Consider the following 16484-nt stretch of genomic DNA (forward strand, 5'->3'; position numbering starts at 1 on the left):
AAAATTAACAATAATGAATAATCAATTAAGTGATATATCAACTCAATACCGAAAATTCAGTAAAGGGCAATATATAGAATACACCCAGTTCAACGAGTTTCTGGATTTTTTTGAAGATCAGGACCGTTTGTCGAGGGTGATGCTTCAGGGAGTAGGTATTGTATGTGGCTTTAAACCCAATCTTATTTATACCAATAGGATTCTGAGCAGCTTACGGCTTTCTCAGGGAGTAGCGGTAACAACTGATGGTGATTTGCTGACCCTAAATAATACCAATAAGGTGAGCGAAGATTTATATGTAAGTGACCTGAAAACCATCGATATAGAAAGTAAGGACTATACGCATTTTAAAGTATATGACGATTTCAAAGCTAAATATCAGGCATTTCGCAACGGTGCAGGTAAGCAAATTGAACTTTGGGAGTTGGCAACAGCACAGGAAGCGGGTGATGATTTTCAACCGATTAATAATCTTACAAAATTAGAAGACAACTACCTGTTACTGTATTTGGAAAGCTATGAAAAAGAAGTAAAGCCCTGCAGGGGAGTTGATTGTGATAATCATGGGGTCCAGCAAATCCGAAATCTTAAAGTATTAGTCACTACAGCAGAAGGAATTGCTAATATTCTTGGGGAAGATCGTATTCAGCCTCATCCTTTGTTTATAGATGATATCATGGGGTACGGGAAGCAGGAACGGGTGATTATAGAGCGACTTATTGAAGGGCAGGGAATTGATAAAAAATTCTTGTCTTCTGATGTAAAAAGCCTCTATTCTACAGTTTTAAAAAACAATGATTACGGTAGGATTATTTTTGAAAAAATCAATGCAATCGCTCAATTAATCGGACTTCCGACTGCTTATTATCAAGATTTTAAAAATACATTGGAAAGCTTTCTTACGCAAAGCGCAGGGTTTCAGTATGCTTATGATGTAGTGAAAGATTTAGCAGATACATATTATGAAATTATAAAATTACTGCCTAAAGCATTTACTGTAAATCTTCCGGATGTAGATTCTTTTCCTAAACACATTATGTTGGGGAAATTAATTCCGAGCACTCAACTGGACTTTTCAAGACATCAGTTTTATAATTCAGCTGTTTTAGATGATGAAAAATCAACACAAAAGGTAAAATTGCTGATCAATCGTTTTGTTCAGCAGGCGCAGAATTTCCGGAATTTTCCGGTTACTGATAACGGTAATGCACAAATTAAAATTACACCATCACAAAAACTGAATCTTAGCAATAAAGCAGTTCCTTTTTATTACACCGTCAATGACGAATTCTTGAAATCCTGGAATTTTGATAAAACGAGCAATCGGTCATTCAGGGATAATTTAGGATATAACAATTGGCTTTCATCAGATGCCTATGTAATAAAACCTTTAGATTTTAATATAGATAAAAATTCATTTTATAATATAGAAGGCCATCAGGGTATGCACTACCAGCAGGCTTTTGATCTGTTGAATCAAATCAAAAATGAAGAACAGCTGGGCTTTGATGTGATGATTTTGTCTCTAGAAGAATTAGTGGATAATAAGGACATGTTTAAAGCTTATTTCAATGAGTATGTAGAAAAACATCCTGGATTGGAACATAAACGTGGAGTGGAACGCGGCGGCACATTTATCATTGTCCATGAGTCATTGGAAAATCCAACCGTTTTTGCAGATTTCTCACTTCCATATATTTGTTGTACGCCAAAAGTTAAAATCGGTTTAAGTTTGCCAAATACCGTTATTTGTTCTGAAGCCAGCAGGATACCTTTCACCGTAATTCCTGTAAATGGAGTGGTAAAAGCCACCGTTGGTTCAGATCCGAATGGAGTGGAACTCGACAACGGAAAATATTTCTTTAATCCTAAATTAGTAAACCCGCAACTATATGGCCAGGCCATTGGCTTTACGGTAAACGGAAAACCAACCAATTGCAGTATTAAAGTTATTGCAGAGCCAAAAGTAAAAGTTGCCATTGCTTCTGTTGTTTATGCAGATGGTGATTCTACAACTGCTACGGTAGACTTTACTGTTTCCGGACAGGATTTTGCAAATTATGCCTACGGTTGGGACTTCTGGGACAATGGAGGTTGGGTTACGATGAATCCAAATGCAAGAGGATTTGTGAGTTATACTTTCCACAATTTGAATCCGAAAACAATTCCGACGATAAGGATTAGGGTAGGTAATAACGGATGTACGCAGGAAATAGCGATCGGAAACTGGTATAATGTACCTGCTGCTCCGACTGTCGTGGTGGATAATATCAACTTTTCAGATGGAATAAACTGCTGTGAAGGAAGTGTTCCCGTGATTAAAGCGGAGGCAACAGGTCCTGAAACAGTTTTTATAAGAGACGGATCCTTTATGGTACAAGGGCAGGGTGATGGGCCTTCAACGCTTCTGTATTCCTGGACGAAAATAAGCGGTCCGACAGCAACGCTGAGCGGAGTCAATAGTCCTGAACTGGAGGTTAAAGATCTGGCTGCAGGAGAATATATATTCCAGCTTACCGTGGTAGATGTCGACAGTGGTTTATTTGCCAAATCTCAAGAAGTGGTCGTTAATGTAATCTATGAAGGCTAATAAAGGGATGATCAAATCATCCCTTAGATGCTAACTAATATAAAAATAACAATAAAAAATAATATAATGGCAATAGCAGCATGCAAAATTTCATTTAAGATAAAATACACATCTTCCTTGCCGATCACCAAAGCGACAGCGTTTTACCGGATCAAAAATTCGCCAACATTTACGGAATATGTGATACCGTCGCCGATACCGGTAAGTGATGTTACTTTGGTAGAGCTTCCTGAAATTCTGACGTCGGGGGAATATGATTTAATGGTAGAATTAGGGGTAAACGGAGTTACTGCCACGCAGACAAGCTCTTTTCAAATAGGGAAGTGTAATCCTTTGGCGTGTAATGCTCCGTCTATTAAGAATGTATATTTGGGGGAGAATGATCAGATTATCATGGATTATTCTTTAGATACCACGAATCTTTATGCGGTACAATACCAGATCGCAACAGACAGTGACTTTAAGAATATTGTTCAGCTAAAGGTAATCATGGCAAGTGATTATAATTCAATACAGTATATTGAAATGAACGATGGAACGATTAAAAATAACACTCAGTTATACATCAGGGTAAGAAAATACTGTTCTTTATCTGACATTTCGGATTGGTCAAATATAAAGATGTTCGTATCCGGAACTTGGGTAGTCCAAAAAAATCTTTATCCTTTTGATGCCTACTGTGTGTCGGATACATTCAATGGTGTTGATCCTACAGATATCAGAGAATTTAAGGCAAGTATATGTATTAAAGATGGTAATCCATTAATGAAAAAGGTAAATCTTACTACAAGTATTCCACAGGAAGGGAGCTTTATTTATACTAATGGTTTAACACCCGAAAAACCTGCAATACCAGGAAGTTTAGCAAGTTTTGATGACGCTCAGGGAGGCGTAAGTACGGGATTCAATCAAACTGGAATAAGATGGATCAGATTTGAAAATAATCCGGCTCTGATTTATGATGTCAATCCGAAAACCGGTCAGATTGCTGGTGTTTCCGGTTATAAGTGTAATTACTAATTGTGTTTTTTAAAAGACTGATAAAATCCTCATTGGTGAGGATTTTATTAAGTCAACAAGTTTTTTTAATTATCTTCTGTTGTTTTTACGTCTTGTACTGATGATATTGAAAAGTTTTGCAACATCCTGAAGATGAATGTCGAAATCGTCGTAATATTCATTTAAGGAATGAAGAGTAATAATGCCTTTCTCAACATCGTGATTGATGATTCTTTTTATCAGGATCCCTTTCTCTTTGTGAACAATTACAAAATCCCATTTGTCATAATGCAGCTTACTCATCCAGTAATCCTGTCTTACATTGCGGCATAAAATAATATCACCTTCCAGGTAGCTTTCGTAGGACCCGTCGTCCATACTGTCTCCTCTCACTTCAAAACACATGTATTCACCTCTGTGCTCTATATCATCTGTAAAAGGAATGGTGGGTAAGGTTTCTATATATTCTTCATCTGCAAATCTGCTCAGGTAGCCGGCTTGTGCATATTGGTTGGCAAGCGGAACATTCATTATTTTCATATCTGAAAAAACAACAGGTGAGGCACTGTCTTCATGTTGTTGCTTTTGCTGCTCCAGAAGCAGGTTGGTTACGAAATAAGCTGTTGTTTCAGGTATTTTACGTTCGCCTTTTTCCCAGTACTGTACGGCTCTTGTGCCGACACCTATGGATTTTGCTATATCAGCCTGCTTCATGTTCAGCTTCTTTCTGATTTCTTTAAATTCTAAATAGTTCATTTTGATGTTTTTACGGTATTTGTGGAAAAAAATATGAAAAATATTCATAATTATTTTCAAAAAAGCGAACAATGTTCGTATATTTGTTTCGAAGTTAAGATGAAACATTGCAAATATACAAAATTATATTAATGATTTAATTTTTATTTAATGATTAAAAACATTGTTAAAATTAAATTTTTGTTCGTAATCAATGGCTTATAGGCGGCTTTCAGACTTAATGACCTTTATGATTAGATTTTCTCTTCTTTTCGTTTTATCTGGCGCTGATAAGAACAAAATGAATATTTCTAATCTTTAAAATGTAAATAGTGCGCTTTTTTTGTTTTTTAAAAATATTCGAACACATAAGGGTGATTAAAATGCGTTTTTTCTATTTGTTTAGAAAATTGACATTGACTATTTGTTGCTTGTCAAAATAAAAGACAAATCAATAAAATGTAACAAAGATTACTGTTTAACATATAAAATATCGATTAATTATAGTTATCAGTAAATTGTGGTACATGTTAAAAAAAAGCGAACAAAACATTGTAAAACAAAATCACCCGTCTGTCAGATAGAATCTTGCGCTCTTTTTAAAATCAAATACTGTCAGTAAACGAAGCTATTTAACTGCTTACGAAATTTTGATTCTTGATAAGCAGTAATAGACGATTTTTGAAAAATAAAATCTAAACGGAAAGGTTGGGATGTGTTCTATTGGAGAGTGTCCATTGTCAACTTTCTAAAAATCAAAAAACTAAATAGTGTAATTAGACATGTGTTCAAAGGCTTATTACTGGTCTTTAGAGTTTCTTATGTACTTAATCAACCATTGAAAATTAAGAAGCACAAACATTCGTTTAATTCAAAAAATAAAAACTTTTAACATAAAAACTTAACCAAACAATGAAACGTAGCAAAGAATTAGTAGAGAAAAGAAAAGATTTCGTCATCGATTATGTAAAACGTAATCAGGATAAACAGATGAAAGTGATCGTAACCGAATTGACGGAAATGCTGTTTTTGTCTGAAAGAACAATATATAACATTATTCTTCAGGGCTAGATCTTAATTATATCCCTGGAAAAGGTAAAATATTAAGGTAGAACGGCTTTGCTTTTCAATTCTATTGTTTAGAATAAAGTATAAGCTTAAAAATGAGCCGATTGTCCGTAAGATTAAATCAATTTAAATATTAAAAACGATTGTTTAATTAAAAAAATCAGAAACCATGAATAAGAAGAGAAGAAAAAAAATAAAACGAAACAGAAACAAAGTACAGAATCCCAGAAAAAACATTAGTGATCTTATCGATGAATTAGCCTATGCAGACGAAAACGAGAATATGCAGAAAAGCAAAAGATTTTTAGATGATATGTACATTCTGGATCTGGAATAATGACACACATAAAGTTGTGGAAAAAATAAAATTTTAATACATAAATATATAAGGGAAAGAATGAATTTGGATAGTATAAAAGCTCTATTAATCGGGACTGCCATTGCATTTTCAGGAGGATTATTAAGAGTCTTGATCTCGATACAGAATAGAGAGAAAAAAAAGATGTGGGAACACCTTATCACATTGATGATCGTTGTTATAGTCGGTTTCACCATGAGTTATTTAATGAACAGAGCCGAACTGCATGATAAATGGTATTCGACAGGAGTATTATTTGTGCTTGGCTATGGTTATGATAAATTCTTAAAGATGATCACCACAAATCTGCCGAACTGGATTGATAAAGCTGTGAATCTTTTCATTGAAGATCGATATGGCGTCAGAACAGACAGAAGACCTGACGAAAAGGAAGAACCGGCAATGAACATTCCTGAGGATCAGGTGAAAAAGTAGCTGCACAGTGGTTTTTGAAAACTCATTACTGCAACTACAGAATCCATCGCTTAAAAAGAGAGGTATTCTCCCCAAAAAATGTGATTTTTGAACCAGATAACCTGAAAACTCAAAAAAACAAAAGGAAGCAAAAAACCTGAAGTGGTTACACCATTACCTGTTTCTCATTACAACGTTAAATGCCACTTCTGATTACTTACATTTCTTTAAAAATCTCCCACACCGGGACTGATTTTTCACATTCAACAGGTATATAAAACGCAATTCATACGATTGCGTTTTGTATGCCTTTCAAACCAATATGAAATTAAAAAACTAAGTCAATGAAAACAGCAAAACCTGTAGAAATAGACCACAAAGCCCACCAAAACCACCAAAAAAAACAAAAGCCGAAAGATCCTTTGGTTGTACCCCTTTCCGGGACAGAAGTGGACAATGTACAGACCCAAAAGTCAGGAGACTTGATCATTAAGTCAGCATCAGCAAATTCTGATGCCGGCAAACTCGGTTTAAATGGTACAATGGCTGTTCATGGTTCGCAAACCATTTATGACCAAGGTTCAGAGGTGATGTATGGAAGATTTCAGGAAAGCCTGAAAGAAACGGGTAATCTCAACCATCCTGATACTAAGGATATGGAAAAAGGTTACATGACAACCCTGAATCCGGATCAGGTGCAGGATTACCATAATATTAAATCCGGAAATGATGTTCCGAAGACAGTGCAGGAGCAGGCAGCGATTGCTCAGAATGTAAAAAGCAATTCAGAAACAACCGGTTCACAAGCTTCAGAAGCTGTTACTCCAGCTGGGGTACAACCTGTTCAGGATCCTGCTGCAACATCAGAAATAAGTACAGAGTTAATTTTACCTGGAGAGCAGGAAGAAACTGCGGTGAGAACTACACCGGCAGACGCACACAGTGACCCTCAATTCAATGAAACGATAGGCTTGGTGAAAAATACTGCTAAAACAAAACGTGCCCACACCACTAAAGATAAAGCCGAAACGCATGCCAGCGCAGCAGCAGCAGTACCAGCCGGAGAGCGTAAATCAAAAGCACGCGGTCAGCAGGTGGAAAAACTTGACCAGCAAAAGGCAAATCCTTTTAAACCTTCAGATTTCAAGGCGAAATTAACTGAGAGGATTAAAAAAATGGAATTGCCTAAAAATGAAAAGCAGGTCGAAGATTTTGAAAACCATAATAACATTTCCCAGGTCAATCAGTTGGCGGGAGCAGATGTCGTGGCTTCCAAGAGAAATGTAACAGGTGGCATCGAAGCTGTGGCTAAGCAAGAACCAAACGAATCGAAAATTCAACAGCGTACAGCAACAGCATTGCCTGATCCGAAAATAGGTTCAAAAGTTAATATAAAAGCTACTGTACCGGCTAAAAGAGGCGATGCAGAAGTTAGCACACCTATTACGAAAAATTATAAAGCGGTTGAACAGCAATTTGAAAAAAATAACATCACCGATGAACAGTTGGCGAGCTCGAACGAGCCAGCTTTCATAAATGCTCTTAATGCTAAAAAAGCAGCCAAGGAGAATGCTGAAAATGCACCTGCAGAATTTAAGGCAGCTGAAAACAAAAAGCTGGAATCTTCTAAACAGGATGCACAGGGAAAAACCAACAGTACAATGGAAGGTATGCATCACAGCAGAAAAGAAATGCTCGGCGGTGTAACCCAAAACCAACGCAAAGCCGGTGAAAAAAATACAGGCAAACATCAGGAAGTCGTAGCACAGCTTAATCAAATTTATACCGATACTAAAAAATCTGTCGATGGTGAACTGAATGATCTGGAAACTAAAGTAACCCAATTATTTGATGCCGGAGCCAAAATTGCCAAAGATGCTTTCGAAAAGTATGTGACTAAAAAAACAGATGAGTACAAAGAAAAACGATATGGCAGCTGGTATGATGTCACTAAATATGGTAAACGCTTAAAAGATGCATGGAATGGAAAATTACCAGACGAAGTAAACGTGTTTTTTACTAAAGGACGTGAAATCTTCCTTGAAAAACTGGATGGTACAATCAACACAATTGCCAATTTAGTAACCGATCGTTTGAATAAGGCTAAATCTGCCATTACCTCCGGCCGTCAGAAGGTGACAAATTTCATTAAAAACCTCCCGGCTGATGTTAAAAAAGCCATTAAAGGTGATATTGATGCTATTCAGGGACAATTCAAAGAACTTGAAAAATCGATCACCGATAAAGAATCTTCATTAATTGATTCTTTGGCGACCAAATACAACAACACGCTAAAAGAAGTTGACGAACTTGCCGATGAGATAAAGAAAAGAAATCAGGGATTCCTGAGTGCTTTAAAAGAAGCGTCCCTGGGGGTTTGGGAAACCATTCAGAACATCCGGAAAACACTTACCGATTTACTTTCGGGTGCCATAGATGTTATTTTGTCAATTATTGCACACCCTATAGACTTCTTATCAAACCTTATTGACGGAGTATCACAAGGATTTACCAATTTCGGAGCTAATATCTGGACGCATCTTAAAACAGGATTCTTTACATGGCTTACCGGAGCTACAAAAGGAATTTCTATTACCATGCCGGAAGACATATTCTCTTTAAAAGGAATTTTCTCCATCAGTATGCAGATGCTTAGTTTGACTTGGGATAACATCAGATCTATCGGAACTAAAGTGGTGGGAGAACCCGTAATGAAAGTTCTTGAAACAGGTTTTGAAATGGTGCAGATCGTTCGTAAAGACGGCATTGCCGGACTTTGGGAATACCTGAAAGATCAATTTGCCGACCTGAAAGAAACTGTGATGGATACCATTATGGAGATTATCCAAACGGAAGTGATAAAGGCGGGTATCAAAACTATTATGAGTATGCTTACTCCTGTGGGAGCGTTTGTCAAAGCTGCCATGGCGATTATAGATCTGGTGAAATTCTTCATCCAGAAAGCCGCGCAAATCATGGAACTGGTAAGAGCTTTTACCGCAAGTATAAAAGCGATCGCCAGCGGAAATGTAGGCGCAGTAGCCCAATCTATAGAAAATGCATTAGGCAAAGCTATTCCTGTATTGATAGGCTTTTTAGCTTCATTGTTAGGAATCAGTGGACTGGCAGAAAAAGTGAAAGGAGTCATCGAAAAAATACGGGGCCGTATCGAAAAAGCCATTACCAAATTCTGGAAATTTGTGAAAGGGAAGGCGAAAGGATTGTTAGGGAAAATTGGTGTTGGGAAACTTAGGTCGGATAAAAAAGAGGATGTAGATAATATCCCCGATGGAAGAGAAAAATTATTTGCCAAACTTAGAAATAATGAAGAAAAAATCAACGTTGATGGAGGACATAGATTGAAGTTTGAAAATGAAGGAGAATTAGCTGTTTATAGCACAAGAATAGGTTTTAATGAATTGTTAAGACAGAAGCAAGAAGAAATTCATGCAAATAAGACATCGAGTGATTATTCTAAAAAACAAGATGCACTCAATAAACTCAATATCGATAAAAAGAATTTTGGGAAAGAACTTTCCAAGTATAGAGGCAAACAGGATAAAAACTATAGCGCTAATGTAAAAGAGGAGTATAATGCTATGAAAGATATATTGGTTTCTGTAGCATCATCACTTGAAATTATAGGTGTTACCAGCCTAGAAACAACTTCTTTATTACCTACTAACGTTACTCATACAACACAGGGGAAAAAGGCAAAACAAGTTATTGCCCAGCCTTTAACAAAGATACCGGGCAATACACACGGTTCTTCACCGGGAAGTAGTGTTCCTGTTGGATGGGAACAAATCGATCCTGACCAGCGTTCGAATTTTTGGGTAAGAGCCCATTTACTTAACCATCATTTACATGGGCCGGGTGTTGAATGGAATTTATTCCCCGCTCATAAAGACATAAACAAAGGGATGGAACTAGCAGTTGAAAACCCTGCAAAAAAAGCAGTTGCAGGGAAAGACAATAAATCTTATTTTTATGAAACCAATTTAACATACGGTGCTGGTGATTTCCCAACACATATAAAAGTTGAATTTGGAGAATATGATGTAAAAACAGGTAAAAGAACACCAAGCCCATACGGATTTGATAAACCTCTTGAAATTCCAGAATCTTACACTGTAAACATTAATACGGCTACTGCAGCACGTTTACAGCAGGTTGCTAAAGCTAATGAGATTAAAGGAATGACAGGATTCTTTAAAGACTTAGTGAATGAGCGTAATAAAAATGGAGTTTTTAATGATATTGGGGAGATAAGAGCTAGACTAGATCCTAAAATGAGAGAAAAAATTATGGAATTAATAAATTTAGTTAATAATGGTAAGTTAAATATATGAAAGATTTATATGATTTAATTTGGGAAAAATTATACTTTGATGAGATATGTGAGAGTAAGAATAATGGTTGTACTTTGCATGCTCCAGGACCAGTTATGGGAAAAGGTATTCTCAATGCAGAAATTTTGGATATTGCAAGCCAAAACAATTTAACACTTCCTTTTGCATTAGTAGAATTTTATAAACAGGCTTCTAAGTTAAATGTGCGGTGGGATATATCTGAAAATGTTGATCCTGAAAAAAAAGATACGTCTTTGCAATTCAAAGAAGATCCATGGATAAAGAAAGAGTATATAGATAATGGATACAGCTGGGAAGCCGTAAAAATACTGCTCAGTGGTAATCTAAATATAACTCAACTTACAAATGTTGTAGATTTAGAGAATGTAAAATCAACCGGAATGTATGATGCTGCAATAAGTGTAGGATTAAATGGAGGAGATTTACGACCTATTGATACGAATGAATTTGCTGTTGCCTGCATGAAGGTTGAAAACGGGAAGTTAATAGACAATATGTATCTGTATACAGGTTTTGGCGGTTTTCCGGAAGCATTGTATGACATGAAAGTTACATTTGAACAATATTTAGAATTGGCTTATAAAGCTAAATGCTTCAATTATTGGAATCTAACTTATTGTTTAAAAGAAAAATCACCGAGTTACCACCTGATGAAAAGATTTTTTCCTGTAATCTTTCCTCATTTGGAACCTGATTTATCAGAATTTGGCATAGTTTACTAGTCTGTAAGCGAATTTATAAAGCGAAACCTCTAAAAAGAGGTTTCGCTTTTTCATTTATATTTAATGATCGGTTTCATTTTAAAACAAAAAATTTTTCTTTAATGACCGAAATATTTGTAAAACCTGTAGTGCTGATCATAAACATAATAAGGTTGTGAATTATTTAATGTGAAAAACATACTCTATAGTCAACATCACCTTGACCGCACTGTCAATAGTATGTTGACCGTACTGTCTAGAAGGTGTTGACCACCCGAGTGTGAGGTCATTGACAGTACGATACAAAAGACATTGAATATGAAGTCGTGAAGTTCATTCAAATTTTTAAAAACTTCTGTTCTAAAAATCCTCTTTTTTATTTAAGAAATTTCGTCATATATTAGTATTGCCAAAGAATTAAATCTTAATCTATGAAAAAAATACTATTCATTTGTTTCCTACTATTCAATTTGTCCGTTCTAAGTGCACAAACTATAGAATCCGGAAATCATAATACTACTGCATACATCAAAAGCGACGGCACCATCGAAGACAGAAGCCATGCAACCGTTGGTTATATTAAAAGCGACGGAACCATCGAAAATAAAAGTCACGGCACCATCGGTTATATCAAAAGTGACGGTACAATAGAAAACAGAAGTCATTCTACGGTCGGTTATATTAAAAAAGACGGAACGGTGGAAAACAGCAGCCATTCAACAATTGGATACATTAAGGATGATGGAACGGTAGAAAATAGCAGTCACGGTACGCTCGGCTATGCTAAAGGAGTGAAGAAAGAGTGGGCAGCGGTAGTATTCTTCTTCTTTAATCTCGATTAGTAGAAGATATTTCTTAATAAACTTACATTAAAAAATAAGGCTCGGATAATAATCCGAGCCTTTGTTGTTTTTAACGTAAAAAGTAAGTGGGTGCCGGAAGTTATATGCAGATCCCAATCATAACTTCTTGCTTCCATCATCCCGCTTCCAGATTTTATCTCATTCCGTTAATTCCTGCAACTACAGAACCTGCAAGGCAAAAAACTTTCGGCAGAACAAAAAAAGGATGAATTTTGGACTGTAAAATCATAAGTAGTAAAGAATAGCAATACATGGAAAATAACGAAATAACCACGAAAGAAAAATTAAAAACCTATTTTGAAACAGGAAAATATCCCACAGAAAGCCAATTTGCAGAATGGATCGATTCTTATTGGCATAAAGAGGAAAATATAACTTCCCCGGAAACTCTCGCAACGGTTGTTGGCAGAGATAATCAGGTGCCCGAGCAGGGAATTAAATTCGTGCAAAGTAAATCAACACCTTCTAGTAAAATTGAATTAAGAATCAATAAGACAACATGGTCGCAATGGTTTGGAAACATGAATCCTGATCATACAGGAATTTACAATAGTTCCTTTGGTTACGGAGCCTTGCAGAATGTTACCACAGGAGATGGGAATGTGGCTTTTGGAAGTCACGCGTTATGGCAACTCACAACCGGCATCAGAAATACTGTAATTGGATCGAGCTCAATGATTGCTCTAAAGGAAGGATACTGGAATGTTGTCGTGGGACAGGCCGCGCTGTATTATTTTGCTACAGGTCATAATAACACAGCCGTTGGCAGAGTGGCTATGTGTAACTTTATAGGAGGATACGGTAATACAGCTTTGGGAAGCCATTCCGGATTTGTTGATGGTGGAACAATGCATACTCAGGAATATAATTTTAATACTTTTTTAGGGTTCAGATCGGGATATACTACAGATCTTCCCAATAACCTGAAGGGGAATAATAATGTTACCATTGGGGCCAATGCTCCGATTGGCGGTAATACCAATAATAAATTAGTCATACATTCATCAGAAAACGTACTCAACCATAATGTAACACTTCCTCTTATAGGTGGAGACTTTGTAGAAAGAACGCTGGATTTTGATTCTTCATTAAAAGTTCACCGACTTCCGAAAGCAGATTCTGGTTTTACCCAAAACGTAGTTGCAAAGCCCGATGGGACATTCGGAATAGAAGAAAAAACAAATTTTAATCATTATTTCAAAGAAACCCGTACAGGAAGTTATTTTCAGATTGATAATGAATTTAAAAAGCCTCTTTACAGATGTGTAGTCATAGAAAATATTTCAGAAACAGAACCTGGAAAATCAATAGAATTATCATCATTAAATATAGAGCATATCTTTATAAACGGTACAGCAAGAATCGGTTCCAGAAGCTATCCTATTGCAAACGCCGAAACTTTATCTGTTAACTTTTTTCATGACGATTCTTACCTGGATTTTACACAAATAAATGGGCAAAAAGCTGATTGGTCACTTCACATAATCCTTGAATACACCAAAACTACAGACACTCCATTATCATTATAAACATCAGGTCAAATAAAGACTCACTGCAACTACAGAATCCACAGGGCAAAAAACTTTTATGGGAAGAAAAAAAACAGGAATTTTGAACTGTAAATCATAAGTAGTAAAGAACAATAAAGTACATGGAAAAAAACGAAATAACCACGAGAGAAAAATTAAAAACCTATTTTGAAACAGGTAAATACCCAACAGAAAGCCAATTTGCAGAATTGATCGATTTTTTGAGCCTTAAAGATGATGTACTGACTAATAAAGAACTGGTTGATCTTTCAAACCGTCTGGCATCTCTTGATAATGGATATATTGCTTATAGTACCGTGAGTATTGAAGATGAGGTGTTTCCAATCGTTGTAAGTTCAAAAGAGGAGGAAGATCAAATGTTTTTAATAAGCAATACCGGCAAAGAAGAAAAAAGGTATTTTCAGGGCAGTGCACCTTACACAATCAGGACACAAAAATTTTCGGTGGAAGATTTAGGAGAAAATAAATATTACTATTTGTATAGCCTGATCGATGACAGCTATGCTACGAACAGACTGTTCGGAAATAATCTTACGGCTTTTCCTGACGAATTTGAATTGGGAACGGTGGAAAACAAAAAGTTTTATATACAAATAAGCAAACAGGATTTTGAAAAGAAAATAAGCAATTTACATACACGGTTTACGCTTGTTAATAAAACTGAAATACCTGTTCAATACGCATTATATGGAAATTACTGGTCTAATAAATATACCTCTGAAGATATGATTACAGATCATTACGACTTGTCGGATTCTTTGGCTTGTTTTTATAAAGCAGATCTTACTGAAATCGATAAGTCCATAGAATGCAGGCTTTATGATGCAGATGGTGATAAACTTTTAATGACGGCTCATTTGTTGCCGGGACAAAAAAATCAAAATGTTTGGGCAGGAAGCATCATAACGGGCGTCAGAAATGTAAGAATCGAATGTGATTATGAAAATATCGCAAAATAAATTATCTGATCGCTAATAACAAGACTCACTGCAACTACAGAATGAACAAGGTAAAAAACTTTTATAGTAACAAAAAAAGGATGAACTTTGAACTCTCAAACTAAGTGATAAATCATTCGAATCTAAAAGAATATAAGCCACTGCAACTACAGAACAGACAAGGCAAAAAACTTTTATAAGAATAAAAAAAGAATGAACTTTGAACTTTATTCATAAAAAGAAAAATACACGCCGCAGCGAATTACTATTGAATTATCTGAAGATCGCGAGACCGGCGTAATGTAAGCAATTACATATTCAATTCATAAAAAATAAATCCTCAGTCGAGTAAGATACTCAATAGCAGGACCCCTTTTACTCTTGAAATACTGGAATTTTCTGATGCTTATCTATCAGAATCTCATCCGGGAAGTAAAATAACAGAAAAATCTTTACTGGCAAATCTGTTGTTTTCTTTCAAGAGCAGATTAACTTCTTTAAAAAGTAGGAAATCCGGTGATGGAAAGACTTTTAAAAAAACAACTGTCACACGGCAGTTGGTAAGACTCTCAAATGAGGGCAGCTTTTCGATTGAGGTTTATTTTTAACAACATATTAAAACTTTTCAAAAAAATTCAGACAAAATAAAAAACATCAGGCTGAACCATAATCATCAATGCTAAATGAGCAGCCGGAAAAATTATACGAAGGACATACGTAAACATTACAAATATTATGGAAGAAATAAATAAATTAACCCAAAGAGAAGAACTGAAAACCTATTTTGAAACGGGTAAATATCCTACACAAAGTCAATTTGGTAGATTCATAGATAATTATGTCCATCTGAATGAGTTCAATTTTGGACTGGAAATAAAACCAACAGGAGATCATAAGAGAAAACATTATCATTTCTATGTAGCGGAAAAGCTTGCAGATACCAACAGAGGGCATCTCAATATTGAAAGTGCAAAAGACAGTACACCTGACGTAATAGACCGTTACACGCATATTCTGTCACGCGATATTAGCTACAAATCTTTGAACATAAAATTATCAGGCGAATTAGATATTGATAAACATCAGCCAAAGATCATCATAAAACGTTACAAACAAAAAAAGATACTCAGAAGCGGCTACATAAAACCGTCAGGTTTTTATCAGGAACTTCCGGAAGACGCGAAATCCTGGGACAGACAGTCAGAATATCCTGTGAAGTCTCATGAAATGGTTCTTGATATTAATCCGATCAGCTATTTCAGGCCGGGTAAAGACTACAGGGATTTTTATCCCGCCGGTACTTTCAACAGACCCGGGTCATTCAGATATTCAGTACATCATAGAAAGCCGTTTTCTCTTATTCAGATGCTTTTGGAAATTGATGTTAACGGAACAAAATTCAGATCAAATCCTGTTACTATAAAAATTATTCTGGGACGGGACGAAAATGATCTGATCAATTATATTATCAATTAAAAATTAACCTCAACCGGGTAAGATACTCAATGACAGGATCCCTTTTACTCTTGAAATACTGGAATTTTCTGAGGCTTACTTGTCAGAATCTCATCCAGGATGTGAAATGACAGAAAATCTATATTGAGATCTGTTGTTTTCTTTCAGGAGCAGATTGATTTCTTTAAAAAGTAGGAAATCCGGTAATGGGGAGGCTTTCTAAAAACAATTGCCACGGCAGTTGGGTAAGACTCTCAAATGTGAATACTTTCCGGTTGGGGTTACTTTTTAACCAATAAATATTGAAAAATTTATAAAAATACAAAAGGCGGAACAAAAAATTAATAACCATGAAAACAAAATATTACAACAATTATTTATACTCTTTTGTGGGTAGCTTTTCGGTTTGAGGTTTGCTAAAAACAAACCAAAAAATAAAG

General features: G+C 35.8%; 12 protein-coding genes. 11 read left to right on the forward strand and 1 reads right to left on the reverse strand.

Annotated features, from left to right (window positions below; genetic code table 11):
* Positions 1-13 precede the first annotated feature (13 nt).
* Together ACWNCI_RS02120 and ACWNCI_RS02125 are read left to right on the forward strand one after the other, a co-directional pair.
* Positions 14-2590 carry a PKD domain-containing protein gene (locus ACWNCI_RS02120; protein WP_449386996.1) on the forward strand — a complete coding sequence of 859 codons (2577 nt, stop codon included), beginning with the start codon at positions 14-16 and terminating at the stop codon, positions 2588-2590.
* A 66-nt stretch (positions 2591-2656) separates the two neighbouring features.
* Positions 2657-3610, forward strand: coding sequence for a hypothetical protein (locus ACWNCI_RS02125; RefSeq protein ID WP_449386997.1), 954 nt, complete (start codon positions 2657-2659; stop codon positions 3608-3610).
* 69 nt (positions 3611-3679) lie between these two features.
* Here the strand turns inward: ACWNCI_RS02125 and ACWNCI_RS02130 are convergent, their stop codons facing one another.
* Positions 3680-4345, reverse strand: a complete 666-nt coding sequence (locus ACWNCI_RS02130; protein WP_346985739.1) for a S24 family peptidase — start codon at positions 4343-4345, stop codon at positions 3680-3682.
* Positions 4346-5236: 891 nt separating this feature from the next.
* Between ACWNCI_RS02130 and ACWNCI_RS02135 the strand changes: the two genes are divergently transcribed.
* The 9 genes from ACWNCI_RS02135 to ACWNCI_RS02175 all read left to right on the forward strand — a co-directional run bounded on the left by ACWNCI_RS02135 (position 5237) and on the right by ACWNCI_RS02175 (position 16065).
* On the forward strand, positions 5237-5395 hold the full coding sequence (locus ACWNCI_RS02135; protein WP_169231035.1) for a hypothetical protein: 159 nt from the start codon (positions 5237-5239) through the stop codon (positions 5393-5395).
* Between the two features lie 166 nt (positions 5396-5561).
* Positions 5562-5729 (forward strand): hypothetical protein, encoded by a 168-nt coding sequence (locus tag ACWNCI_RS02140; protein WP_449386998.1) that lies wholly within the window; start codon positions 5562-5564, stop codon positions 5727-5729.
* Between the two features lie 60 nt (positions 5730-5789).
* The gene (locus ACWNCI_RS02145) at positions 5790-6185 is read left to right on the forward strand and encodes a hypothetical protein (RefSeq protein ID WP_346985738.1); all 396 of its coding nucleotides are present in this window, start codon (positions 5790-5792) and stop codon (positions 6183-6185) included.
* A 323-nt stretch (positions 6186-6508) separates the two neighbouring features.
* Entirely contained in the window at positions 6509-10516 is a 4008-nt protein-coding gene (locus ACWNCI_RS02150) for a hypothetical protein (RefSeq protein WP_449386999.1), read from the forward strand.
* Entirely contained in the window at positions 10513-11259 is a 747-nt protein-coding gene (locus ACWNCI_RS02155) for a hypothetical protein (protein ID WP_449387000.1), read from the forward strand. The genes ACWNCI_RS02150 and ACWNCI_RS02155 overlap by 4 nt, the downstream gene beginning before the upstream one ends.
* Before the next feature lie 410 nt (positions 11260-11669).
* Positions 11670-12080, forward strand: a complete 411-nt coding sequence (locus ACWNCI_RS02160) for a 5-fold beta-flower protein (RefSeq protein ID WP_449387001.1) — start codon at positions 11670-11672, stop codon at positions 12078-12080.
* Between the two features lie 272 nt (positions 12081-12352).
* Positions 12353-13630, forward strand: a complete 1278-nt coding sequence (locus ACWNCI_RS02165) for a hypothetical protein (protein WP_449387002.1) — start codon at positions 12353-12355, stop codon at positions 13628-13630.
* A gap of 122 nt (positions 13631-13752) precedes the next feature.
* Complete coding sequence (locus ACWNCI_RS02170) at positions 13753-14610, forward strand: hypothetical protein (protein ID WP_449387003.1); 858 nt, start codon at positions 13753-13755, stop codon at positions 14608-14610.
* A gap of 714 nt (positions 14611-15324) precedes the next feature.
* The gene (locus ACWNCI_RS02175) at positions 15325-16065 is read left to right on the forward strand and encodes a hypothetical protein (RefSeq protein WP_449387004.1); all 741 of its coding nucleotides are present in this window, start codon (positions 15325-15327) and stop codon (positions 16063-16065) included.
* The last annotated feature ends 419 nt before the right edge of the window (positions 16066-16484 follow it).

The organism is Chryseobacterium lineare (assembly GCF_977014045.1).

Excerpts from the sequence above, each read along its gene's own strand:
- ACWNCI_RS02165 (WP_449387002.1), top strand. The coding sequence starts at position 12,353 with ATGGAAAATAACGAAATAACCACGAAAGAAAAATTAAAAACCTATTTT.
- ACWNCI_RS02160 (WP_449387001.1), top strand. The coding sequence starts at position 11,670 with ATGAAAAAAATACTATTCATTTGTTTCCTACTATTCAATTTGTCCGTT.
- ACWNCI_RS02120 (WP_449386996.1), top strand. The coding sequence starts at position 14 with ATGAATAATCAATTAAGTGATATATCAACTCAATACCGAAAATTCAGT.
- ACWNCI_RS02175 (WP_449387004.1), top strand. The coding sequence starts at position 15,325 with ATGGAAGAAATAAATAAATTAACCCAAAGAGAAGAACTGAAAACCTAT.
- ACWNCI_RS02145 (WP_346985738.1), top strand. The coding sequence starts at position 5,790 with ATGAATTTGGATAGTATAAAAGCTCTATTAATCGGGACTGCCATTGCA.
- ACWNCI_RS02135 (WP_169231035.1), top strand. The coding sequence starts at position 5,237 with ATGAAACGTAGCAAAGAATTAGTAGAGAAAAGAAAAGATTTCGTCATC.
- ACWNCI_RS02170 (WP_449387003.1), top strand. The coding sequence starts at position 13,753 with ATGGAAAAAAACGAAATAACCACGAGAGAAAAATTAAAAACCTATTTT.
- ACWNCI_RS02155 (WP_449387000.1), top strand. The coding sequence starts at position 10,513 with ATGAAAGATTTATATGATTTAATTTGGGAAAAATTATACTTTGATGAG.
- ACWNCI_RS02150 (WP_449386999.1), top strand. The coding sequence starts at position 6,509 with ATGAAAACAGCAAAACCTGTAGAAATAGACCACAAAGCCCACCAAAAC.
- ACWNCI_RS02140 (WP_449386998.1), top strand. The coding sequence starts at position 5,562 with ATGAATAAGAAGAGAAGAAAAAAAATAAAACGAAACAGAAACAAAGTA.
- ACWNCI_RS02130 (WP_346985739.1), bottom strand. The coding sequence starts at position 4,345 with ATGAACTATTTAGAATTTAAAGAAATCAGAAAGAAGCTGAACATGAAG.
- ACWNCI_RS02125 (WP_449386997.1), top strand. The coding sequence starts at position 2,657 with ATGGCAATAGCAGCATGCAAAATTTCATTTAAGATAAAATACACATCT.